The sequence below is a fragment of the Paenibacillus mucilaginosus 3016 genome (assembly GCF_000250655.1).
Lineage (GTDB): Bacteria > Bacillota > Bacilli > Paenibacillales > NBRC-103111 > Paenibacillus_G > Paenibacillus_G mucilaginosus.
This window is the reverse complement of the sequence record NC_016935.1, coordinates 6,266,747-6,290,925: the sequence shown is the minus strand read 5'-3', so window position 1 is coordinate 6,290,925 and position 24,179 is coordinate 6,266,747. Positions and strand designations below refer to the sequence as shown.

At 63.0% G+C, this 24,179-nt stretch carries 18 protein-coding genes; 15 read left to right on the top strand and 3 right to left on the bottom strand.

Annotated features, from left to right (window positions below; translation table 11 throughout):
- Positions 1-65: 65 nt before the first annotated feature.
- Together PM3016_RS25760 and PM3016_RS25755 are read right to left on the bottom strand one after the other, a co-directional pair.
- Positions 66-650: a hypothetical protein gene (locus tag PM3016_RS25760; RefSeq protein ID WP_013917574.1), complete on the bottom strand. Its 585-nt coding sequence runs from the start codon at positions 648-650 to the stop codon at positions 66-68.
- Positions 651-657: 7 nt separating this feature from the next.
- Complete coding sequence (locus PM3016_RS25755; protein WP_014371481.1) at positions 658-1,326, bottom strand: cobalamin B12-binding domain-containing protein; 669 nt, start codon at positions 1,324-1,326, stop codon at positions 658-660.
- 249 nt (positions 1,327-1,575) lie between these two features.
- On the opposite strand from PM3016_RS25755, the gene PM3016_RS25750 reads away from it, so the two are divergent.
- From PM3016_RS25750 to PM3016_RS25740, 3 genes are read left to right on the top strand one after another with little or no spacing between them, the layout of a single operon-like run.
- Positions 1,576-5,172, top strand: coding sequence for a chemotaxis protein CheB (locus tag PM3016_RS25750; RefSeq protein ID WP_014371480.1), 3,597 nt, complete (start codon positions 1,576-1,578; stop codon positions 5,170-5,172).
- A gap of 48 nt (positions 5,173-5,220) precedes the next feature.
- Positions 5,221-6,207 carry a MerR family transcriptional regulator gene (locus tag PM3016_RS25745; protein WP_016362867.1) on the top strand — a complete coding sequence of 329 codons (987 nt, stop codon included), beginning with the start codon at positions 5,221-5,223 and terminating at the stop codon, positions 6,205-6,207.
- Positions 6,208-6,254: 47 nt separating this feature from the next.
- Positions 6,255-6,515 (top strand): hypothetical protein, encoded by a 261-nt coding sequence (locus PM3016_RS25740; RefSeq protein WP_014371478.1) that lies wholly within the window; start codon positions 6,255-6,257, stop codon positions 6,513-6,515.
- Positions 6,516-6,677: 162 nt separating this feature from the next.
- Here PM3016_RS25740 and PM3016_RS25735 read toward each other — a convergent pair whose 3' ends face one another.
- Entirely contained in the window at positions 6,678-8,456 is a 1,779-nt protein-coding gene (locus PM3016_RS25735) for an Rqc2 family fibronectin-binding protein (protein ID WP_014371477.1), read from the bottom strand.
- A 313-nt stretch (positions 8,457-8,769) separates the two neighbouring features.
- Here PM3016_RS25735 and PM3016_RS25730 point away from each other — a divergent pair, with 313 nt between their 5' ends.
- The 12 genes from PM3016_RS25730 to rsmB all read left to right on the top strand — a co-directional run bounded on the left by PM3016_RS25730 (position 8,770) and on the right by rsmB (position 24,016).
- Positions 8,770-11,562 carry a calcium-translocating P-type ATPase, SERCA-type gene (locus tag PM3016_RS25730; protein ID WP_014371476.1) on the top strand — a complete coding sequence of 931 codons (2,793 nt, stop codon included), beginning with the start codon at positions 8,770-8,772 and terminating at the stop codon, positions 11,560-11,562.
- Between the two features lie 189 nt (positions 11,563-11,751).
- Positions 11,752-12,597: a diaminopimelate epimerase gene (dapF, locus tag PM3016_RS25725; protein WP_014371475.1), complete on the top strand. Its 846-nt coding sequence runs from the start codon at positions 11,752-11,754 to the stop codon at positions 12,595-12,597.
- 55 nt (positions 12,598-12,652) lie between these two features.
- Complete coding sequence (locus tag PM3016_RS25720; protein WP_013919591.1) at positions 12,653-14,536, top strand: bifunctional homocysteine S-methyltransferase/methylenetetrahydrofolate reductase; 1,884 nt, start codon at positions 12,653-12,655, stop codon at positions 14,534-14,536.
- Between the two features lie 29 nt (positions 14,537-14,565).
- Positions 14,566-15,444, top strand: coding sequence for a YicC/YloC family endoribonuclease (locus tag PM3016_RS25715; protein ID WP_014371474.1), 879 nt, complete (start codon positions 14,566-14,568; stop codon positions 15,442-15,444).
- 242 nt (positions 15,445-15,686) lie between these two features.
- Complete coding sequence (gene remA / locus PM3016_RS25710; RefSeq protein WP_009672664.1) at positions 15,687-15,947, top strand: extracellular matrix/biofilm regulator RemA; 261 nt, start codon at positions 15,687-15,689, stop codon at positions 15,945-15,947.
- The gene (gene gmk, locus PM3016_RS25705; protein ID WP_013919589.1) at positions 15,937-16,578 is read left to right on the top strand and encodes a guanylate kinase; all 642 of its coding nucleotides are present in this window, start codon (positions 15,937-15,939) and stop codon (positions 16,576-16,578) included. Before remA ends, gmk begins: the two co-directional genes overlap by 11 nt.
- The gene (gene rpoZ / locus PM3016_RS25700) at positions 16,578-16,793 is read left to right on the top strand and encodes a DNA-directed RNA polymerase subunit omega (RefSeq protein WP_013919588.1); all 216 of its coding nucleotides are present in this window, start codon (positions 16,578-16,580) and stop codon (positions 16,791-16,793) included. Before gmk ends, rpoZ begins: the two co-directional genes overlap by 1 nt.
- Positions 16,794-17,131: 338 nt before the next feature.
- On the top strand, positions 17,132-18,334 hold the full coding sequence (gene coaBC, locus PM3016_RS25695; protein WP_014371473.1) for a bifunctional phosphopantothenoylcysteine decarboxylase/phosphopantothenate--cysteine ligase CoaBC: 1,203 nt from the start codon (positions 17,132-17,134) through the stop codon (positions 18,332-18,334).
- 8 nt (positions 18,335-18,342) lie between these two features.
- Positions 18,343-20,832 (top strand): primosomal protein N', encoded by a 2,490-nt coding sequence (gene priA / locus PM3016_RS25690; protein ID WP_014652198.1) that lies wholly within the window; start codon positions 18,343-18,345, stop codon positions 20,830-20,832.
- A gap of 110 nt (positions 20,833-20,942) precedes the next feature.
- Complete coding sequence (gene def, locus PM3016_RS25685) at positions 20,943-21,431, top strand: peptide deformylase (protein WP_013919584.1); 489 nt, start codon at positions 20,943-20,945, stop codon at positions 21,429-21,431.
- Positions 21,428-22,375 (top strand): methionyl-tRNA formyltransferase, encoded by a 948-nt coding sequence (gene fmt / locus PM3016_RS25680; RefSeq protein ID WP_014652197.1) that lies wholly within the window; start codon positions 21,428-21,430, stop codon positions 22,373-22,375. Before def ends, fmt begins: the two co-directional genes overlap by 4 nt.
- A gap of 15 nt (positions 22,376-22,390) precedes the next feature.
- Positions 22,391-24,016 carry a 16S rRNA (cytosine(967)-C(5))-methyltransferase RsmB gene (rsmB, locus tag PM3016_RS25675; protein ID WP_014371469.1) on the top strand — a complete coding sequence of 542 codons (1,626 nt, stop codon included), beginning with the start codon at positions 22,391-22,393 and terminating at the stop codon, positions 24,014-24,016.
- The last annotated feature ends 163 nt before the right edge of the window (positions 24,017-24,179 follow it).

Genomic DNA, 24,179 nt, shown 5'->3' with positions numbered 1-24,179 from the left:
AGGGGGCTCTTTGCACGCCCGGACAAGACCCGGGCCGAAGGCCGGGTTCCGGAATCAGGCTCTGCTCACAGCCGCTCCAGATGACCTCTGGCTAAGGCGGCCTGCTCCAGCAGCAGAACCGCATACGCGTCCTTGCCGGCTTCCGTCATGTCCGGCCGGATGATGCCGATCAGGTCCTCGATGGTCTCCAGCGCATGGATCGCCTCGCGGATGGCCCCCGGCGCTGCGGGGGAGGGGGCGGAAGTCCGGGCGGGTGCCGCGCTCAGCGGGCGGAGGCCCGGCGGCGCCGCTCCACCCGGCTGGCGCAGATCCCGGCGCAGCTGCTCCATCGTGTCCTGCATGCGCTGAAGCCGGTCCTGCAGCGGGCAGAGCAGCAGGTGGGCCGCTGCGCTCTCTTCCTCCCACTGCTGGTGCAGCTCGAAGAGCTGGGGCCGCCGGTCCGTGCCGCACAGGAAGTTAAGCTCCAGACGGGTGACGCTGCCGGGCCGTACGAACCGTCGCAGCTTCTCCAGGGAGCCTTCATCCGTGATCCCGGCCATCTCCGATGCCCCGGGGAACAGCAGCTCCGCCTCGTCTGACCGGTCGAGGATCCGGAGCGACGCGTTGACGCGGAAGTAAGGCAGCGGCAAGCGGCAGGCCTGCATTCCCATCAGCCCCTCACCCTAAGCCTTTCTCGGAGCGGAGCAGCCCGCCGGCCCGGGCATAGGAGCTCATCCAATCCTGCACATCTTCCATTTCGGGGAGAATGACGGTCGAGGGGGAACCGTGGGGCTGGAGCCGGTAGCGGGAGGCGAGGCGTCCCCCGAGAAGGACGACGGGGCGGTGCGGGAGGGCTTCGAAGGCTTCGATATAAGCGGACAGCGCCGGCAGCGCATAGACCATGGAAACCGAGATGCCGATGACCTGGGGCTTCCAGTTCGAAGCCGCGATCAAGGCGTATTCGAGCGGCAGGTTCGGGCCGTAGAAGCGCGTATGCCAGCCGCATTCCTGAAAGTAGGAGGAGATCGTCTTGAGTCCGAGAAAGTGCATCTCCTGTTCCATGCAGAGGAACATGGCCTTGCCGGCCGTGCTCTGAAGCGGCTCCCGGCCGGCCGCATAGTGGGTGAGGAGCCGGTCGCACACCGAGGAAGCCAGGTGCTCGTCCGCGACGGAGACCGAGTTCTGCTCCCAGAGATCCCCGATGTACCGCATCGCGGGAGTCAGCAGCCGGGTGTATATATACAGCGAATTTTTGCCGGCCTCCCGCTGGCTGCCGATCAGGCTCCAAGAAGCCTTGAAGTCGCCCGACAGCAGGGTTTCGGCCAAGAGTTCGGCGTGAAAGTTCATTTGGAGTTCACCTTCTTTAGTCGGGAAGTCGAAGCCGTGACGCTCTTATTATTGTAGCGGAAACGCGGGTTCTACCACCGGGGAAGCCGTTTCACACTATAAAAAAGAAAGCACAAGGAGCCTAAAAAGGGTTATAATGGATGAACAGTCGTTTTGATGCAGAACACAGCCGAATTGCTATAATCCCAGGTCACGGTTTGACTGCTGCAAAATCAAGCCGCGTCCGTGCTGGAAAAGAGGTTGAGGCAGATGAGCACCATTCTATCGGAACAGGATGTGCAGGAACAATCCCCTCCCGGCGGATTTATCGTCGGGATCGGCGCATCCGCGGGGGGGCTTGAGGCGCTTCAGCAGTTTTTTGACCATATGAGGCCCGACTGCGGGCTTTCTTTCGTTGTCGTTCAGCACTTGTCTCCGAATTACAAGAGCTTTATGGCCGAGATCCTGACGAAGAACACATCCATGAATATTTATGAGGCGGAGCATCTCATGGAGGTGCGCCCCAACTGCGTGTATCTCATTCCTCCCAAAAAGGACATGACGATCGCCGGGCGCACGCTGCAGGTGACCGAGCACCGGCAGACGACCGGACTCAACCTGCCGATCGATATGTTCTTAACCTCGCTGGCCAAGGATATCGGCAGCCGGGCGATCGGGGTGATTCTCTCGGGAACGGGAAGCGACGGAACGCGCGGCGTCGAGGCGATCAAGGAGCACGGCGGGCTTGTGATCGTGCAGGACGAGCTTACGGCCAAGTTCGACGGCATGCCGAACAGCGCCCGTCTGACCGGCATCGTCGACCAGGTGATGACCCCTCAGGCGATGGCCGACTACCTGATCGAGTGGACCACCGGAGATCCGGAGATCGAGTGGGAGGACGGGGAGAGCGACCCGGGCAGCAGCGGCCGGCTTGACCTGCTGTCCCTGCCGTCTTTCCTTGAGCTGCTCAAGAACGCAAGCGGGATTGACTTCAGCTACTACAAGGAGAACAGCATCTTACGCCGGATCGAGCGGCGGATGAATCTGCTCGGCGTCACCACCTCCGATGCCTACCTGCGCCTGCTCGGGAACCAGCCGGACGAGCTGGCGAGCCTGAGCAAGGATCTGCTTATCGGCGTGACGCATTTTTTCCGGGACCCGGAGGCCTTCGAGATCCTTCGCGTCAAAGTGCTGCCGGCCATTATCGAGAACAAGAAGCGGGAGGGGCACATCCGCATCTGGGTGGCCGGCTGCTCGACCGGTGAGGAGGCCTATTCTCTGGCCATGCTTTTCGATGAGCTGATCTCGGGGCAGGAGCTGCCTTACACGGTGAAGATTTTTGCTACGGATCTCGACAGGGATTCGATCGAGTATGCCTCCCAGGGGGTATATCCCGAATCCGCCGTGCGGAGCGTTCCTTCCGAGCTTCTGCAGCAACACTTCACCCAGGTCGGCGAGAACTACCAGGTGAGCAAGAGCATCCGCAAGATGGTCGTGTTTGCTCCCCATAACATTACCAAGGACCCACCGTTCAGCAACCTGGACCTGGTGACCTGCCGCAATATGCTGATCTACCTTCAGTCCGACGTGCAGCAGAAGGTGCTGTCCTTGTTTCATTTTGCGCTGAATCCGAACGGCTTTATGTTCCTTGGCCCGAGTGAGACGGTGGGCAAGCTGAGCTCCCTGTTCTACGCCTTCGACCGGAAGTGGAACATCTTCCAGCAGCGCAGCCGGATGTCCGGGTCCCCGATTCCGAGTGCGGTGGAGGTCAGCGACAGCGTGGACATCACGAAGGTGCACCAGCTGGCGCGCCGAGGCTACACCACGCTGAGGGAGATCCCGGCGTACCGCAAGCCCGACGATCTCTACACCTCCTTCGTGGACGAGCATATGCCGCCCTGCATGGTCCTCGACGAGAACAACGAGGTGCTCCATCTCAGCGGCAACATCAACCCCTATCTGGCGCTGGCCCGGGGCAAGCCGAGCTGGAACATCTACAAGATGGTGGAGGCGCATCTGGCGGTGGCGATCGTCACCGCGGTGCAGAAGGTACGCAAGGAGCAGCGGACGATCTACTACCAGGACATCAGGCTGAATAATTCCGATCAGTCGCCTTACATCAATCTTACTGTGAAGCCGTTTTCAACCAAAAACAAAAAGTTCGACCGGCTCGTGCTCGTCACCTTCGAGGATGCGGATCTGCCGCCGCCGGCCCCGCAGATTCCCGAAGCGTTCGATATGGACCACAACGTGAACCAGCGGATCGTCGAACTGGAACAGGAGCTGCAGCGGGCGGAGGAGTCTCTTCAGGCGACCATTGAAGAGCTGGAGACGTCCAACGAGGAGCTGCAGGCGACCAATGAGGAGCTTGTCGCAGCCAATGAGGAGCTCATGAGCACCAACGAGGAGCTGCAGTCGGTGAACGAAGAGCTCGTCACGGTGAACACGGAGTACCAGTACAAGATCCAGGAGCTGACGGACCTCAACAACGACATGGACAACTTCCTGGTGAGCACGAAGATCGGCACGATTTTTCTCGATAAAGAAATGCGCATCCGGCGCTTCACGCCGGCGATCACCCGGGAGATCAATCTCCTCGAGGTGGATTACGGCCGTCCGATCCGGCACATCTCGCATAATTTCCTGTACGAAGGCATCGTGCAGGACGCGGAGACGGTGCTTCGGACCCTCGTGCCGGTCGAGAAGGAAATCCAGAGCCGCAGCGGCAGCTGGTACATGCTGCGCGTGCTGCCTTACCGGACGGGCGATCACTTCATCAAGGGCATCGTGCTGACGTTCGTCGACATTACGGAGCTCAAATCGGCGAACGAAGAGCTGCTGAAGCTCTCGCACGCCATCGAGCAGAGCCCTTCGATCACGCTGCTGGCCAATCTCGAGGGGATAATCATGTACGCGAACCCCAAGTTCGCCGAGGTGACCGGACATGCCCAGTCCGAGATGATCGGCGTCCACTTCCGGGAGCTCAACGACTGGCAGGCCTCCTCGGTCTCCTTCACCGAGGTCTGGAGCACCCTGAGCTCCGGCCGGGAATGGAGAGGCGAGCTGCACAGCCGCCGCAAGGACGGGGAGACGTATTGGGAGTCGGTGCGGTTCCTGCCAATCAAGGACGGCGAGGGACGGACCCAGCATTACCTGCGGATCGCCGAGGATATCTCCGACCGCAAGCAGACCGAGGAGCTGCTGCGCAAGAGCGAGATGCTCTCGGCCGTCGGCCAGCTCGCCGCCGGCATCGCGCACGAGATCCGCAACCCGCTCACGGCGCTCAAGGGCTTCACCAAGCTGATGGGCACCGGCGGGCATAACGAGAGCTACCTGGCCATCATGTCGGCGGAGCTTGAGCGGATCGAAGAGATCGTGAGCGAGCTGCTCGTGCTGGCGAAGCCGCAGGCCGTCGATTATTTGCCGAAGTCGGTGCCCTCGATTCTCCAGGACGTCATCATGCTGCTCGATACGCAGGCGATCATCTCGAATGTGGAGATCGAAACGGAGATCGACGAGCCGCTGCCGTATGTGAGCTGCGTGGAGAACCAGCTCAAGCAGGTGTTCATCAACGTGCTCAAGAACAGCGTCGAGGCGATGCCGAAGGGCGGGACGATCACAGTCCGCGCGAAGCGTACGGAAGACCGGAGACTGCGGGTCTCCTTCATCGACCAGGGACTCGGGATCCCCGAGAGCAAGCTGGCCCGGATCGGCGAGCCCTTCTTCACCACGAAGAACAAGGGCACGGGCCTCGGACTCATGGTGTCGTACAAGATCATCGAGAACCATCAAGGCACGATGCAGATCTCCTCGAAGGAGGGCGTCGGCACCACGGTGGAGATCCTGCTGCCGGCGCTGAGCTCCTGAAGGCACAGGCTTTTGGCTGATCCTTCCTTCCTTGTATAAGCTTTGTAAATGGTTTATAATGAGGCCACCAAAGGTTCGGGGGTCGGCTTCATGAATCAGCGATTGTATACCATCAAGGAAGTGTCGATGAGAACGGGCTTATCGACACAGTTGATCCGCAAGTGGGAGGAGCGGTACGGGGCGGTATCGCCCTCGCGTTTTCCGAACGGATACCGGGGCTATACGAAGAACGATATCGAGGTTCTGCTGTATCTGAAGCGTAAGGTCGACGAAGGCGTGCCCATCGGGCTCGCGGCCGAAGAGCTCAAAGCGATGGGGCCGGAGCCCGGCGGGCTTGCCCTGTCCAAGCCTGAGTCTGAGCCTGCCGTGCTGCCGCTGCAGCAGCCGAACGGCGAAGCGGCGGATTACCGGGAAAGCCTGCTGCAGCTTTTTCTGCGGCTGGACCAGATCGGGGCGCAGCGGTTCTTCGACCAGCTGCTCGCGCTGCACCATATGGACTTTGTGCTGCTCCAGGTGCTGGCGCCCGTGCTCGTAGAGCTCGGGGACCGCTGGGAACGCGGGGAGATCTCGGAGTACCAGGAGCACTTCGGCAGCCACTTCATCCGGGAGCGGCTGCTGGCGCTCCGCAATCTGTATCACCGCTCTCCCGATACCCCGCTGATCGTGACGGCCTGTTCCCCGGGAGAGCGGCACGAGCTGGGGGTGCTGTTCTTCGGCTATTTCATGCTGCAGGCCGGCTACCAGATCGTCTATCTCGGGGCATCGCCCTCCGAGAAGGGGATCTTCGACTGCCTCGGGCAGATGAAGCCGGCCGCCTTCGCCTTCGGCTCGTCCTCGGAGGAGCTGCTGGAGGCGGCGCTTCCGTTCTACCGCGAGCTGGACCGCCGGATCGGCGGGCTCGGGCTGCGGACGAAGGTGTTCATCGGCGGGCGCTCGGTGACCGGGGATGCCGTGCTGCCGGGCACGAAGGTCGTCCACACCTTGGCGGGCGACGCCCAGGAGGCCGTGCAGAAGATGAGGCGGCTGATCGGCTGAGGCCGGCGGACTGCCGGCTGTACAGGAAAAGCCGGAGGAACAGCATCATGAATCGCATGGACATAAAAAAGAAGCACGCGGCCGTCCGGGGGGACGGGCTGCGTGCTTCTTTGGCGTACGTGGGAGCGCGGGCGAGCGGCCTTTTGAGCGGAGCAAGTGTTCCACAGCAGGGTGCCGACGGATGCCTGCGCTTGGGCAGGAAGCGGCAGCGGAGCGCAGGGGCAGCCGAAGGGGAGCCCCTGGCCCTGGAGGCGGCGTTATGCGCCCTTGATCCGGGAACGGGCCCCCTTGGGACCAGCCTGCTTTGAATCTGCCTGCTGACGCTTGGCAGCAGGAGCCTGTGCCCCTGCTCACGATGCCTCACCTTTCTGCGGCGGTACGCCCCCGATGCCGCCCCCGCCCGTCTTTCTTATACCGAGCGAGGGGCCAGCTTGGGTCGTGTGCGTCAGGACTGCCCGGAAAAGGCCGCTTTATTTGGAGGCCACAGGCAGCGCCTTGATCCGCTCGGAATCGGGCGTCACGAACAGCGTACGCTGGTGATCGTAGATCACAAAGCCCGGCTTCGCTCCGCTGGGCTTGCGGACATGCTTGATCAGCGTGTAGTCGACAGGCACCCCGCTGGATTCCTTGGCCTGGCTGAAGTACGCCGCCAGCTGGGCGGCTTCATGCAGCGTGCTCTCGCCGAACTCGGGGCTGCGGATGACGACATGCGAGCCCGGGATGTCCTTGGTGTGCAGCCAGGTATCGCCTGCGTGGGCGAGCCGGTTCGTCAGGTATTCGTTCTGGGTGTTGTTCTTGCCGACGTAGATCGGAATGCCTTCCGAGGAGGTATAGCAGGCGAGCACCGGCTTTGCGTTCGCCTTCTTCTTCGTTCCCTTGCGCCCGCGGGCCCGCAGGTAGCCCATCTCCATCAGCTCCTCCCGGATCTCTTCGATATCCGGAAGCGAGGCGGAGGCGAGCTGCTGCAGCAGCGTGTCCAGGTACCGGATCTCCTCATGGGCCTGGTTCATCTGCTCTTCCACCGCGATCAGCGAGTTTTTGCTCTTCGTGTATTTCTTGAAGTAGCGCTGCGCATTCTCCGACGGAGTCAGCAGGGGATCGAGCTCGATGACGACCGGCTTCTGGTCTTCATCATAGTAATTGATCACCTCGATCTGCTTTTCCCCTTTGCGGAGCATGTGCATGGAGGCGGTCAGGAGCTCTCCGAGGATGCGGAAGCGGTCGGCGTCGCGGGCGTCCTCCATCGTCTCCTGCAGCTTCTCGAGCTTCTTCACATTCTTGGCGCGCTCGTTGGAGAGCAGGCGGATGAGATCGGACACGCGCTGCTTGACCGTATCGCGCTCCGCCTTGTCGCTGTAATACGCCTCAAGCAGCTCGGACACGGTGGGGTACCGCCGGGTCTCGCCTTCGATGTGCGTCAGCGGCAGGATGGAGAAGAAGGCCTTGCCGGAGGCGGTCTGCTCCACGATCACCGGCTCGGCTTCGCCGCCGCGCAGCCGCTGCATCAGCTCCGCGAACGGCGGCCACAGCCGGGCCGGAGCGGTGGCCGGTTCGAGGACCGTCCCGCCGCCGGACGCCCGGTGGACAAGCTCGCGGGCGGCCAGCGGGGAGAAGCCGCTGAAGCGCTGCACAAGCGCCCCTTCCCAGAAGCGGGGGGCGGCGCCGTCACCCGGCTCGGCCGATTCGGCGGCTTCGGTCATCAGGGCGGCGAACTGCCCCTCCGCCACCTCGAGCGGCATCGCCTTGTACTGCTCCGGCGGCGCCGTGTAGGCACTGCCCGGCATGACGATCCGGTAGGAGGAGATGGCCGGCGTGACGTGATGGATGCCGTCGATGATCGTGTCCGCCCCCGGGTCGGTGAGGATGATATTGCTATGGCGGCCCATGATCTCGACGATGATCTTTTTGGTGCTGAGATCCCCGAGCTCATCCCGCTGGCGGATGCCGAAGTGGATGATCCGCTCGAGCCCCGGCTGCTCGATGCTCTCGATGATGCCGCCCTCGCAGTGCTTGCGCAGCAGCATGCAGAACATCGGGGCTTCCTTCGGATTCAGGAAGCTTTCCTCGGTGAGATGCACCCGCGGGTAGGTCGGGTTGGCGGAGAGCAGAAGCTTGACGCTGCGGCCCGGTGCGCGGACCTGCAGCAGGATGTCGTTTTCGGTGGGCATCTGGATTTTATTGATTCTGCCGCCTACGAGGCTCTGAAGCTCGCGGACGAGACAGTGGACGACGAGACCGTCGAATGACATGAGGGACAACTCCATTCCTGGCGATAAATGATCTGCGCCACTCCCTATCATGCCATATTTTTGAGAAAATTTTAAGAGCGGTCTCCGAAAGCCCGCAGAACGGAAGAGGCGGGGGCGTCATTTTGTCCTGAAGAACGTCTACAGACAGGCTAAGGCAAGCGCTTCCTCCTGCCCCGCAAGGCCCTGAAGTTCCTGCCTGCGCTGCTCCTCACTCGGCTCCCTCCGGATCTGTGTCCCGGCCGGTACCCGGTGCTATTTTCCGGCTTGTCTGAATACATTTAGCCTAGACAACCTATTGGGAGGGATAAAGCAGATGAGTCAGAAATCGTGGGTTCACATGACGGTCCAGGAGATCCTTCAGACGTCGGGAACCGAGCCCTCGCAAGGGCTGAGCGAAGAGGAGGCGCAGGGGCGGCTCGCCGAACACGGGAAGAACGAGCTGGCGGAAGGGCAGGGCATTTCGCCGATCACCCTGTTTCTGAACCAGTTCAAGGATTTCATGGTGCTGGTGCTTGTCGGTGCGACACTCGTCTCGGGGCTGCTCGGCGAATATCTCGATGCGGTCACGATTATCGCCATTATCATTATGAACGGGATTCTCGGCTTCGTGCAGGAGTTCCGCGCGGAGAGATCGCTGCGCGCGCTGAAGGAGCTCTCGGCGCCTAACGCCAAAGTGCTGCGCGGCGGCCGGGTGGAGCTGGTCCCCGCAAGGGATCTCGTGCCCGGGGATATCGTGCTGCTCGAGAGCGGCGACCGCGTGCCGGCGGACGTCCGGTTCATCGAAGCGTACGGCGCCTACGCCGAGGAGTCCGCCCTGACGGGGGAATCCGTGCCGGTGGCCAAGCATACGGAGGCGCTGCTCGGGGAGGAGATTCCGCTCGGAGACCAGCGCAACCTCGGCTTCATGGGGACGATGCTCACCCGCGGCACGGCGAAGGGCGTGGTCATCCGCACGGGCATGAAGACGGAGATGGGCAAGATCGCCGATCTCATCCAGCAGACGGACGCCCAGGAGACCCCGCTGCAGCACCGGCTGGAGCAGCTGGGCAAAATTCTGATTATCGTCGCCCTGGGGCTTACCGTGCTGGTGGTCGCGGCAGGCATCCTGCACGGCCAGGAGCCGTACGGCATGTTCCTCGCGGGCGTGTCGCTCGCGGTGGCGGCGATCCCGGAAGGGCTGCCCGCGATCGTGACGATCGCCCTGGCGCTCGGCGTGCAGCGGATGATTCAGCGCAAAGCCATTGTACGCAAGCTGCCGTCGGTGGAGACGCTGGGGTGCGCGTCCGTCATCTGTTCGGACAAAACCGGCACCCTGACCCAGAACAAAATGAGCGTCACCCACCTGTGGCTCGGCGGAGATGTGCTGGAGGTGACAGGCGACGGCTACGTGCCGAACGGCGAGATTCTGCGGGACGGCAGGAGCATCGACGTGCGCAACCACCAGATGCTGCGCCGGCTGCTGCAGGTGTCGGTCCTCTGCAACAATGCCCAGCTGTATGAAGAAGAACGCAGTACGGACGGCAAGAAGAAAAAGGACGAGGAGCCCGGCAGCCAGTGGAACATCAAGGGGGACCCGACCGAAGGGGCGCTGGTGGTGCTCGGGGCCAAGGCGGGGCTGACGCACGCTTCCCTGGACGGCTTGTACCGCAGGGTCCACGAGCTGCCGTTCGATTCGGAGCGCAAGCGGATGTCCGTGGTCGTGGAGCACCAGGGAGGCCGGATGGTCTGCACGAAGGGGGCGCCGGATCTGCTCATCCAGCAGTGCGCCTATGTGCTCTGGGACGAGAAGGTGATCCCGTTCACGCCGACGCTGAAGTCCAAGGTGCTGGCGGCCAATGAAGGGATGGCCAAGAATGCGCTGCGGGTACTCGGTCTGGCTTACCGGGATCTGAAAGGGAGTGAACGGGGCGAGGACGAGCGGGAGGTGGAGTCGCAGCTGGTGTTCGTGGGGCTCACGGGGATGATCGATCCGCCGCGCCGCGAAGTCCGCGAAGCGATCCTGAAGTGCCGCCGCGCCGGAATCAAGACCGTAATGATCACGGGAGACCACCAGACGACGGCCGAGGCGATCGCCCGCCAGCTCAGCATTCTCCCGCAGGACGGCCGCACCCTGAACGGCCAGCAGCTGGCCGCGATGGGAGACGACGAGCTCGACAAGGTCATCGAGGATGTGTTCGTGTTCGCCCGCGTGTCCCCCGAGCATAAGCTGCGGATCGTGAAGTCGCTGCAGCGCGGAGGCCACACGGTAGCGATGACCGGCGACGGCGTCAACGACGCGCCGGCGATCAAGGCGGCGGATATCGGGATCGCGATGGGCATCAGCGGGACGGACGTCTCGAAGGAGGCGTCCTCGCTCGTGCTCAGCGACGACAACTTCGCAACCATTGTATCGGCTATCGAAGAGGGCCGGGGCATCTACGAGAACATCCGCAAGTTCATCCGCTACCTGCTCGCTTCGAACGTGGGCGAGATCATGACGATGTTCCTGGCGATGATGGCGGGGCTGCCTCTGCCGCTTGTGCCGATCCAGATTCTCTGGGTCAATCTCGTGACCGACGGCCTGCCCGCGATGGCGCTCGGGGTCGACCAGGCAGAGAAGGACCTCATGCAGCACAAGCCGCGTCCGGCCAAGGAGAACATCTTCGCCCGCCGGCTCGGCTGGAAGATCATCTCGCGCGGCATCCTGATCGGGGTCTGCACGCTGGCTGCATTCTATATTGCGCTGAAGCAGGGCGGGGACAGCGCGGACGCGCTCATCAAAGCCCAAACGGTCGCTTTCGCCACGCTCGTCATGGCGCAGCTCATCCATGTCTTCGACTGCCGCAGCTCGCGTTCGATCTTCCACCGCAACCCGCTGCAGAACGTCTGGCTCGTCCTCGCGGTGGTGTCTTCGCTGCTGCTGATGTTCCCCGTGCTGTACGTGGAGCAGCTTCAGCCGATCTTCAAGACGGTGCCGCTGGGTCTTGCCGACTGGGCGCTCGTGCTCGGCTTCGCCGGCATTCCGACCTTCCTCATGGGCTTTGGCTCCCTGATGAGCAAGCCCGCGAAGCGCAAGCCGGCCGTCTACGGCCCGGGCTCCAAAGGCGCCAAGCCGGTCACGCGGTAATCGTGTGAAGGTATGAGCCGCTTGTTCGTTGAAGCACCCGCTTAAGGCTCTGCAGGCCGGACCTCTGGTGAGGTTCGGCTTGTTTGCATTTTGGGCCCGTATCCTTTAAAATTTGGCGGAAAACGCTATGCATCCCTGCCAAAGTGCGTTATAGTATGGGATAAAATGCGAAAAACGGGAGTTCTCTCGATGAAAACGACGAATTTTACGAAAATGCAGGGCCTCGGCAATGATTTCATTGTTCTCCACGGCCATGACCGTCTTCCGGAGGATGCCGGCGCGCTGGCGCTGCGTCTGTGCGACCGCCACTTCGGGGTGGGAGCGGACGGACTGGTCTTCGTCCTTCCCTCCGAGCGGGCCGATTACACGATGCGCATCATCAATTCCGACGGCACGGAGGCGGAGCAGTGCGGCAACGCCATCCGGTGCGCAGCCAAATATATTCATGACAAAGGATTGGTCGAGCAAGGCAGGAGCCATCTTACCATCGAAACGATTGGGGCCGGCGTCCAGCCGGTCGTGCTGACGTTCGAGGAAGGCCGGGTCACCGCCGTCCGTGTGGATATGGGAGAGCCGGTGCTGGGCGGCCTGGCGGTCCCTACGACGGTCGACGCGGAGAAGATTGTGGAATACCCGCTGACGGTCGACGGCCGCGAGCTGCGCTTCACCGCGGTATCTATGGGCAATCCGCACTGCGTAATCTTCGTGGACGACGCGCCGGGCGAAGACCTGTACGCCTGGGGGCCGAAGCTCGAGACCCATGAACTCTTCCCGCGGAAGACGAACGTGGAGTTCGTGACGGTCCGCAGCCGGGGGCATGCGGATATGCGGGTGTGGGAACGGGGAGCGGGTCCGACGCTGGCCTGCGGTACAGGAGCCTGCGCGACGCTGGTCGCCGGGGTGCTCAACGGCGTGCTCGACCGCGAAGCGGCGGTATCGCTGAAGGGCGGCGACCTCCTCATCGAATGGAATGAGGAAGATAACCGCGTGTATATGACCGGTCCGGCCGAATTTGTTTTTGAAGGAAGCTTCTAGGACGGTTTGAAGACAAGAGATATGGTTCATCATGGAGAGAAGGGGGCTGCCGCGAATGAAGCCGGGACTTAGAGAGGCGCTCCGCAGCCAGGTACTGGTCGGGGACGGAGCCATGGGGACTTACCTGTACCAGATGGGGTTTCCCATCGGCATATCATATGAAGAGTTGAATCTGCTGAAGCCCGACGTCATCATGGACGTTCACCGCCGGTATTATGAGGCGGGGGCGAGGCTGATCGAGACGAATACGTTCTCGGCGAACCGGGAGAAGCTGTCGAAGTTCGGCCTCGAAGGCGAGGTCGAGGCGATCAACCGTGCGGGCGTGGAGCTGGCGCGCCGGGCCGTGGGCGAGGACGCCTATGTCGTCGGCGCCGTCGGGTCGATCCGGGCTGGCAAGCGGAAGAACGTCAGAACGAACAAGGTCAGGGAGGACCTGCGCGAGCAGATTTCCATTCTCTGCGATACGAAGGTGGACGGTCTGCTGCTCGAGTCGTTCCTGGACCTGGACGAAATGCTCATCGCCCTGAAGGAAGTGCGGCGGATCAGCGATCTGCCGGTCATCTGCCAGTTCGCTACGGAAGGGGCGGGCGTGACGCAGGACGGCGTGCCGCTGAAGGAGGCGTTCGCGAAGCTGCTCGAAGCCGGCGCCGACGTGGTCGGCCTCAACTGCCGCAGCGGTCCGAACGGCCTGCTGCGTTCCCTCGAAGGGGCGGCCGCGGCGGAAGCCGACCATCCGCCGTATTCGGTCTTCCCGAACGCGGGCCTCGCCGACTATGTCGACGGGCGCTACTCGTTCCCGGCCACGCCGCAGTATTTCGGCGAGACGGCACGCCGCTTCGCCGATCTCGGCACCCGCATCATCGGCGGTTGCTGCGGCACGACGCCGGAGCACATCGCCGCCGTGGCGGGAGCGCTCGCAGGCTATGTGCCGAATCCCGAGGCGGCGAAGCGGGCTGCAGCGGCGCCTGCCGCAGAGGTGGCCGAGCGGGCCGCGGCTGGTGCCGGAGCCGAAGTGCCGACGGAGCCGTCGATCGTCGACCTCGTCCGGCAGCGGCATACGGTGATCGTCGAGCTCGACCCGCCGAAGGATCTCGATATCGGCAAGTTCATGGAAGGCACCGAGGCGCTCAAGAAGGCCGGCGTCGATGCGCTGACGATGGCGGACAATTCGCTCGCGGTCACACGGATGAGCAATCTGGCCCTCGGCAGCATTGTGAAGGAGCGCACGGGCATCCGTCCGCTCATCCACATTGCCTGCCGGGACCGCAACCTGATCGGCACGCAGTCGCACATGATGGGGCTGCATGCCCTCGGTATCGACCACGTGCTCGCCGTCACCGGAGATCCGGCCCGCTTCGGCGACCTGCCGGGCTCGAGCTCCGTGTACGACCTCACTTCGTTTGAGATCATCCGGATGATCAAGCAGCTCAACGAAGGCATCGCCTTCTCCGGCAAGCCGCTGAAGAAGCAGGCGAACTTCATCATTGGCGCGGCGTTCAACCCGAACGTCAAGTATCTGGACAAAGCCGTACAGCGGCTCGAGCGCAAGGTGGAGGCCGGGGCGGACTATATCATGACCCAGCCGGTGTACAACGCGGAGCTGATCGAGCAGGTCTACGAGGCGACGAAGCATCTCAGCGTGCCGATCTTCATCGGCATCATGCCGCTGGCCTCGGGGAACAATGCCGAGTACCTGCACAACGAGGTGCCGGGCATTCAGCTATCGGACGACGTGCGGAAGCGGATGAGCGGGCTGCGCGGGGAGGAAGGGCGCGCGATGGGCGTGCAGATCGGCAGGGAGCTGCTCGATGCGGCCATGCGCCGGTTCAACGGCATTTATCTGATGACGCCGTTCCTCGCCTACGAAATGACCGTGCAGCTGACGGAGTACGTATGGGAGAAGGCGGGGAGAAGGCACTTGTCCCCACTTCCAAAATGAATTAGAATAAGGTAATGGATGTGAGCGCCATGGTTACCAGTATGACCGGCTTCGGACAAGCCGAACGCACCATGGCCGGTTATCAGATCGGGATCGATCTCAAGAGCGTCAACCACCGCTACTGCGAGATCGTCATCCGGATGCCCAAAGAATTCGCACGTTACGAGAACGCCGTAAAAGCGGCGATCGGCCAGCATGTGAAGCGGGGACGCGTGGACGCCTACGTAACGGTAGAGCGGGCGGGCGGCACCCCGCAGAATGTACATATCGATTGGAATCTGGCGCTGGGCTACAGCCAGGCGGCGGAAGAACTGCGCGAGAGGCTCGCGCTGCAGGATCCGCTGACGCTCCGCGATCTCATCGCGGTTCCCGGCCTTCTCACCTTCGGCAGCGGCATGCCGGAGGATGAGGAAGGGATGGAGGCGGCGCTGACGGCCTGCGCCGAAGAAGCCGCCTCTGCCCTGTGTGTCATGCGGCGGCGCGAAGGCGCGTTTCTGCTCCAGGAGCTGGAGCAGCGGATCGCCGTGCTGGAGACACACCGCACCGCAGCGGCCGCACTGGCCCCGCTGGTCGTCCGCGACTACGCGGAGAAGCTGAGGGCGAGGATCGGCGAGCTGCTCCAGCAGCCGCCGGACGAGAGCCGCCTGGCGATGGAAGTGGCCCTGTTCGCAGACCGGGCCTCCATCGACGAGGAGCTGGCCCGGCTGCTCAGCCATGCGGCCCAGTTCCGTGAGCTGCTCGTCCTCGGTGAACCCCAGGGAAGGCGGCTTGATTTTCTCGTTCAGGAGATGAACCGGGAAGTCAATACGATCGGCTCCAAAGCCAACGATGCCCGGCTGTCCGCCCTTGTGGTGGAGATGAAGTCGGAGCTCGAGAAGCTTCGCGAACAGATCCAGAACATCGAGTAAAGTGACCAGGAGCTAGTTAACATCTTTCTTTTGTTTAGGTTCAGGTTGGCGGACGGCCCTGATGAAGGAGAGTGCGGCTTCAGACAAGGGCAGACGCCATGGTGCTGCCGGATTTGAAACCGGAGCCTGCTTCCTTACGTATGCAGGAGAGCCTGTAAGAATGCGGCGGAGCAGGTCCCTTTGCAGGGGGGCGTGAATGCCGGACAGCCGGAATAAACAGAAGAAAGTTCAGGGGGATACCTATGGCGATCAAATTAATCAACATCGGTTTCGGGAACATCGTGTCCGCGAATCGAATCATATCCATTGTGAGCCCGGAATCGGCGCCGATTAAACGGATTATCCAAGAAGCGCGCGACCGCCATATGCTGATCGATGCGACGTACGGGCGCCGCACCCGTGCCGTCATCATCACGGACAGCGACCACGTGATCCTGTCCGCGGTTCAGCCGGAGACGGTCGCGCATCGACTTTCCAACAAGGACGATGATCATGACGAGTAATTACAGCGATACCCCGGTGGACAAAGGGATTCTGATTGTGCTGTCGGGCCCATCGGGCGTAGGCAAGGGAACGGTTTGCAAGGCGCTTCGGGAATGTGCTCCCGATATCGTTTACTCCGTATCGGCAACCACGCGCAGCCCGCGCGAGGGGGAAGTCGACGGGGTGAATTATTTCTTCAAGACCCGGGAACAATTCCAGCAGCTCATCGAGCAGGACCAGATGTTGGAATGGGCCGAATATGTGGGTAATTACTACGGTACTCCGCGCAAATTCGTGGAAGATACGCTGAACAGCGGCAAGGACATTATCCTCGAGATCGAAGTGCAGGGTGCGCTGAAGGTCAAGCAGAAGTTCCCCGAAGGGGTGTTCCTGTTCCTGCTGCCGCCGTCGCTCACCGAGCTGGAGAGCCGGATTGTCGGACGGGGCACGGAGCCCGAGGACGTCATCCGCAGCCGGATGTCCGTTGCCGTAGACGAGATTGCGATGATGGAGCACTACGATTACGCCATCGTGAACGATCAAGTCGATTCGGCCTGTTCGCGGATCCGGAGTATTCTGACGGCCGAGCACTGCCGCAAGGACCGGATGATTGCCAAGATTCAACATTGGATGGCGGAGGTGAGAAAATAATGCTGTATCCTTCTATCGATAAGCTGCTCGACAAAGTCGACAGCAAGTACTCGCTGGTGGTGGCCGCTTCCAAGCGTGCCCGCGCACTGCGTGACGGCGCCAAGACCGAGGTGCGCCAGAAGCGTTCGCATAAGCAGGTAGGCCTCGCGCTCGAAGAGATTTACGAGGATCACGTATCCTACGAGAAGCTGCCGGCCAAAGAATCCCTGAAATAAAAAAAACAACAACCCTCGGGTTGTTATTTTTTTGAAATGGCACTCCCTCGCAGAAGCCCTTTATTGTACGGAACGGGCCGTCCGCAAGATGGAGAGCCGTTACCTTTCATTCACCGCATGCCGGTCCGGGCTTCTTCAGCAGGCTTCGGAACCGTCAGGAAAGCTGCAGCGTACGCACCGTCCGTTCAGGGCGGTGCCGCTGTTTATTAGAACCGAACATATGTTTGAGATTCGCAGCTCGACAAAGCGGGTTGTCAGCACGCCGTACCCTGCTTCTCGGGAGAACAGGCGTGTGAGCCGGCAGGGCTGAGCAGCTCATGGGAGAAGGAGGGAGCCCGATGCTCCAAGGAAAAACGATCGTGCTCGGCGTGTGCGGTGGCATTGCCGCGTACAAGGCCGCCGCGCTCTGCAGCAGGCTGACGCAGGCCGGCGCCAAGGTCCGTGTGATCATGACGGAGTCCGCCGCCAAATTCATTGCGCCGCTGACCTTCCAGGCGCTGTCGCGTCATGAAGTCGCGGTCGATACGTTCGACGAGAAGGACCCGTCGGTGATCATGCATATCGACCTGGCGGACTCCGCGGATGCGGTGATCGTCGCGCCGGCGACGGCCAATCTCATCGGCAAAATGGCGCTGGGGCTGGCGGACGACATGCTGAGCACGACGCTGCTCGCCACCGAGGCGCCCGTGTTCGTAGCCCCGGCGATGAACGTGCATATGTACGCCCATCCCGCGGTGCAGGCGAATCTGCAGATGCTGGCGGCCCGGGGCGTGCGCTTCATCGAGCCGGGTGTCGGTCAGCTGGCCTGCGGCTACGTGGGCAAGGGAAGATTGGCGGAGCCCGAGGAGATTGCCGCCGTACTGCACCGCTTCTTCGCCGAAGAGGGGCTCTTGAGAGGCCGGCGCCTGCTCGTGACGGCCGGGGGCACCGTGGAGCGGATCGATCCGGTCCGCTATCTCACCAATGATTCGTCCGGGAAGATGGGCTATGCCATTGCCGAAGAGGCGAGGCGGATGGGCGCCCGGGTGACCCTGGTGACCGGCAGGGCGTCGGTTCCGGCTCCTGCCGGCGTGGAGGTCGTCCGCGTGGAATCCGCGCTCGACATGAGAGAGGCCGTGCTGTCCCGGATGGAACAGCAGGATATCATAATCAAGGCGGCTGCGGTTGCCGACTACCGGCCGGCCGAGGCGGCGCAGCAGAAGATCAAGAAGAAGTCCGACGAGATGACCCTGCAGCTCGTCAAGAATCCGGATATTCTGGCGGAGCTTGGGGAGCGCAAGACGACCCAGTTCATCGTCGGCTTCGCTGCCGAAACGCAGAATGTGGAGGCGTACGCCATCGAGAAGCTGAAGCGCAAGCGTTCCGACCTGCTCGTCGCCAACGACGTGACGGTGGAAGGCGCGGGCTTCGGCACGGATACGAACCTCGTCCGCATCTATGATGCGGCGGGGCTCGTCGAAGCGCTGCCGATGCTGTCCAAGCAGGATGTGGCGGCACGGCTGCTGGCCCTGATCGCGGAGCGTCTTCCGAAGGGGGAATGAACCGAAGCATGTATGCGAAAGTGATCGTTGATGTTCCGGCCCGGCCCACCAACCGGGCCTTTGATTACAGCATCCCCGAGCACATGAGGGAGCTCGTGGCCGTGGGCTCGCGGGTGGGGGTGCCTTTCGGGCCCCGCACCGTGCAGGGCTTCGTAGTCGAGCTGCATCCGGGCACGCAGCTCGATCCGTCGAAGGTCAAGCCGATCAAGACGGCTATGGACCTGCAGCCTCCGCTGACGGAGGAGCTTGTGAAGCTCGCGAGCTGGATCTCCCGGACGTACCTGTGCCATGAGGTTACGGCGCTGCAGGCGATGATTCCGGGCGCGCTCAAAGCCAAGTACGAGCGCCACGTGAAGGCGGCGGAGCCGGGGGCCTCCGGCCTGCTGCCTCTTCTGCTTCCCGGGCAGGAGGAGATTCTGGCCTACGTCCGGCGGCAGGAGACGGTGGAGCTCCAGTCCCTGATGGACAAGTTCGCGGACGACGCGGGACTGGTGAAGGGACTGCTTGACGAGGGCTTCTTGGTCGAGATCCAGATGGTCAAGGACCGGATGTCCGCCAAGAAGGCGCTGACGGTCTTCGCTCCGGAGGATCCGTCGCAGCTCGAAGCCTGGCTCGGCGAGCTGCCGGCGAAGGCGGCGAAGCAGCGCGAGGTGCTGGAGCATTTCATCCGGCAGCCGGAGCCGATGAAGCTGACGGATCTGCTCACGGAGCTGAACCTGTCGGCGGGCAGCGTGAAGGCGCTGGCGGACCGGGGCTGGCTGCGGATCGAGGAAGTCGAGGTCCAGCGGGACCCGTATGCCTCCAGGACCTTCAAGCCGACGTCGCCCCTGCCGCTGACGCCGGAGCAGGCCGGCGTGTACGAACGCATCCGGGATGCGGTGCTGTCGGAGCGGCAGCGGGTATTCCTGCTTCACGGGGTCACCGGCAGCGGCAAGACGGAGGTGTACCTGCAGTCGATCCAGACCTGTCTGGATCAAGGGCGCGAAGCGATCGTGCTCGTGCCCGAGATCGCCCTGACGCCCCAGATGGTCGAGCGCTTCAAGGGGCGTTTCGGCAACCGGGTGGCAGTGCTGCACAGCAGGCTGTCGCACGGAGAACGCTATGACGAGTGGCGCAAGATCGCACGCCGGGAAGTCAGTGTCGTCATCGGCGCGCGGTCGGCGATTTTTGCCCCTTTTACCAAGATCGGACTTATCATTATTGATGAAGAGCACGAAACGACATACAAGCAGGAAGAGAGCCCCAAGTACCATGCGCGTGACGTGGCGATCGCCCGGGCGGCGGAGCACGGCGCTTCCGTCATTCTCGGCTCGGCTACGCCGTCGCTGGAGAGCATGTACCGCACGACGAACGAAGCGGCGGCAGCGGCCACCCCGGAGCGCCCCGCGTTCGAACTGCTGTCGATGCCGAGCCGGGTGGAAGGCCGGCCGCTGCCTCCGGTGAGAATCATCGATATGCGGGAGGAGCTCAAGAGCGGCAACCGGTCCATGTTCAGCCGCGATCTGTATAAAGCGATCGAAGAACGGTTACACAAGAAAGAACAGATCGTTTTGCTGCTGAACCGCCGGGGGTATGCGACGTTCGTCATGTGCCGAACCTGCGGCTATGTCGCCGACTGTCCGCACTGCGATATCTCGCTGACATACCACCAGAGCTCGAGGGCGATCCGCTGTCACTACTGCGGGTATGCCGAGCGGGAGCTGTCGCTGTGTCCCGACTGCGGAAGCGAGCATATCCGCCACTTCGGCACCGGAACCCAGCGGGTCGAGGAGGAGCTGGCCAAGCTGTTCCCCGGCATCCGGGTCATCCGGATGGATGTGGACACGACGACGGAGAAGGGCTCGCACGAGAAATGGCTGACGATGTTCGGCAACCGGCAGGCGGATGTGCTGCTCGGCACCCAGATGGTCGCCAAGGGGCTCGACTTCCCCTATGTGACCCTGGTCGGAGCGCTCGCTGCGGATTCCGTGCTGAACCTGCCGGACTTCCGGGCGGCGGAGCGGACGTTCCAGCTGCTGACCCAGGTGGCCGGTCGGGCGGGGCGACATCAGCTTCCCGGCGAAGTGTATGTGCAGACGTACACGCCGGAGCATTACAGCATCGTCTCCGCCAGCCGCCACGATTATATGGGCTTCATGCGCAAAGAGATGATGATGCGCCGGCTTCATAACTATCCTCCGTTCCACCGGCTTGTGCTCATCACGCTGTCCCACGAACAGGTGCAGCTGCTGATCCGCTCGGGCGAGGTGCTGGCGGCCCGGCTCAAGGAGCTGGCGGAGGACCGCCGGGACCAGGGCGGGGAGCTTGAGGTGCTAGGTCCCGTAGCGTCGCCGATCTCGCGGATCAAGGATAGATATCGGTTCCAATGCATGATAAAATATCGGGGAGATCAGGACATCGCCCAGATCGTGGAACAGGCGGCCTCCGTACTGGAGGACGCCGTGAAGACACAGAAGCTGACGGTGTCGATCGATGTGGATCCCCAGCTGCTGATGTAATCGTGCCGGTGGACGGCATATAGATAGATGCAAGGGATGCCCCTGGAGGAAGGCCTCGGGGGACTGCGTTTTTATAGGTGTGTTGTATATTTGAAGGATGGTGGATGACTATGGCAATTCGCATGATCGTAAAAGACCCGGATCCGGTACTCCGTGAGAAATGCAAGCCGGTTCCGAAGATTACCCCTAACATTATCAAGCTGCTCGACGATATGGCCGACACGATGTACGATGCGGAAGGCGTCGGCCTCGCCGCGCCCCAGATCGGTATTCTGAAGCGCGTCATCGTGATGGACTGCGGAGAGGATCAGGGCGGGCTGATCGAGCTGATCAACCCCGAGATCATTGAGAAGGAAGGCGAGATGATCGGGCCGGAGGGCTGCCTGAGCATTCCGGGCTTCACGGGCGATGTCAAGCGTTACGAGCGGGTCAAAGTCAAGGGGCTGAACCGCCACGGCGAAGAAATCGTGATCGAAGGCACGGAGCTCCTCTCCCGCTGCATCCAGCACGAGGTGGACCACCTGAACGGCGTGCTGTACACGGATCTGGCGGAGAGCGTCTACCGCAACGAGCCGTCGAAGGATCGTGAAGAGGCATGAGGATCGTCTTTATGGGCACGCCGGAGTTTGCCGTGCTGCCCCTCCGCACGCTGCTCGCATATGAAGGCGTCGAAGTGGTCGGCGTCGTGACGCAGCCGGACCGTCCGGTCGGCCGCAAGCGGGTGCTGACCCCGACGCCTGTCAAGGTGGAGGCCGAGCTGCACGGACTGCCGGTACTGCAGCCGGAGCGGCTTCGGCGTCCCGAGTCGGTGGAGGAGCTCCGCGCGCTGGCGCCGGATCTCATCGTGACCGCGGCTTACGGACAGATTCTGCCGAAGTCGGTGCTTGACCTGCCGAAGCTCGGCTGCATCAATATTCACGCGTCGCTCCTGCCGAAATACCGGGGCGGAGCCCCGATTCATTATGCCGTCATGAACGGCGATCCGGTGACGGGCGTGACGATCATGTACATGGCCGAGGGGCTCGATACGGGCGACATGATCTCGAAGATCGAGGTGCCGATTGAGGATACGGATACGACCGGCTCGATGTTCGACAAGCTCAGCATGGCGGGGGCCCAGCTGCTGCAGGATACGCTGCCGGACCTGCTGGCCGGGCGTGTGCAGGCCGTGCCGCAGAACGACGCGGAGGCGGTCTATTCTCCCAACATCACCCGCGAGCAGGAGCGCATCGAGTGGTCGCGCTCCGCGGTGGAGATCTGGCAGCTCGTCCGCGCGCTGCATCCGCGGCTCGGCGCATTCACCCTGTGGAACGGCGAGGTCTTAAAGGTATGGCAGTGTGCGAAGCCCGATGCGGCGGAGCAGGCTCCTGCGGGTACCGTGCCGGGCACGGTGCTGGAAGCGGGCGAACGCGGCATCGCCGTGGCGGCCGGCTCCGGCGTGCTGAGGCTGACCGAGGTGCAGCCGGCGGGCAAGAAGGCGATGGACGCCGCCACGCTGGTTCGGGGCGGACAGTTGCAGCGCGGTACGGTACTGGGAAGCTAGGGGGCGCAGAAGATCATGAGCGATAACAACAAAAACCCTGGCCGCGGCCGCGAGAGTGCGGTAGGGCGCAGCGGCTCCGCAGGCAGGCGTCCGCCGCAGGGCGGAGCCAAGCCACCGGGCCGCAGCGCATGGACCGGAGGCCCGCGTGCGGCTTCGCCGGACCGGGCGAGACAGGCCGCCGTCGTGAACTCGGCGGAGAGCGGCGCGGCCTCAGCCGGAGGTGACGGCCGCAGCGGAGCTGCTGCAGCCGGCGCGAAGCGCGGCGGCGGGGCCCGGCCTGCGGGCGGAAGAGCGGGCTCGCCGCGGGAAGCGGCGCTCGACGTGCTCGTGCGCACGGAGCAGGACCGCAGCTACAGCAACCTGCTGCTGCACCAGACGCTGCAGAAGTACAAGCTGTCCCGGCCCGACGCGGGCCTGGCGACGGAGATCGTGTACGGCACGCTGCAGCGGCTGAACACGATCGATTATTTCCTTGAAGGCTTTGTCAGCAAGGGGCTGTCCAAGCTGGAGCCTTGGGTCCGCAGTCTGCTGCGCCTGAGCTTCTATCAGCTCTACTACTTGGACCGCATCCCGGATCATGCCGTTGTGAACGAGGCGGTGAGCATGGCTCGCCGCCGCGGGCATCAGGGAATCTCCGGCATGGTCAACGGCGTGCTGCGGAATGTGCTGCGGCGCCGCTCGGAGCTGGTGCTGCCGGAGGGGCTTCCGGCCCCGAAGCGCATCGCCCTCTCGGCGTCGCACCCCGAGTGGCTTGTGCGCCGCTGGATCGCCCAGTTCGGCGAGGCGGCGGCGGAGCGGCTCTGCGAGGCGAACAACGAACCGCCGCGGGTCAGCCTCCGGGCGAATACGCGGAAGCTCTCCCGCGAGGCGCTGGTCGAGCGGCTGCGCGGGGAAGGGCTCGAGGCCGAGCCTTCCCCGCTGGCCCCCGCGGGCGTCATCGTGCGCGGCGGCGGCAATATGGCCCTGACGCAGGACTATGCGGAGGGGCTGTATTCGATCCAGGACGAGAGCTCCATGCTCGTCGCGGAATGGGTGGACCCGCAGCCGGGCGAGCGGGTGCTCGACTGCTGCGCCGCCCCGGGCGGCAAGACGACGCACCTGGCGGAGAAGATGCAGGGCCGCGGTGAGATTGTGGCGTGCGATGTGCATGAGCACAAGCACGGGCTGATCCGCGAGCAGGCCGTGCGGCTCGGGCATGAGAGCATCACGACGCTCACGGCCGACGCGCGGCGGCTGCGGGAGCATTATGCGCCGGAGAGCTTCGACCGCATCCTGCTCGACGCGCCATGCTCGGGCCTCGGCGTGATCCGCCGCAAGCCCGACATGAAGTGGACGAAGACCGAGGCGGAGCTCGGCGAGATCTGTTCGATCCAGCAGGAGCTGCTCGAAGCGGTGCACGGGCTGCTGAAGCCCGGCGGCGTGCTCGTCTACAGCACCTGCACGGTGGAGCCGGCGGAGAACGGGGAGGCGGTCCGCGCCTTCCTCGGACGCCACCCGGAGTTCACGCCGGACGCCCCGCCTGCCGCTGCGCGGCCTGAGGGCAAGGAAGCCGAAGCGGTGGAGGAAGCGTCGGTGCAGATCATGCCGTACGACTACGGCTCCGACGGCTTCTATATCGCCCGGCTGCGCAAACGGGCATAGCATCCGGATTTATGGTATAATATAGGTTGGCTTTGGGGTGCGGCAGCCGGCAGATCAGCCGGTCCCGCACGGCCGGGAACCGTTCTTATCAACGGTTGAATTGCAGGAAGATGCCTGACAAATACTGTATTTGGAACGTAATAGGCGCAGAGGAATGGGCAGG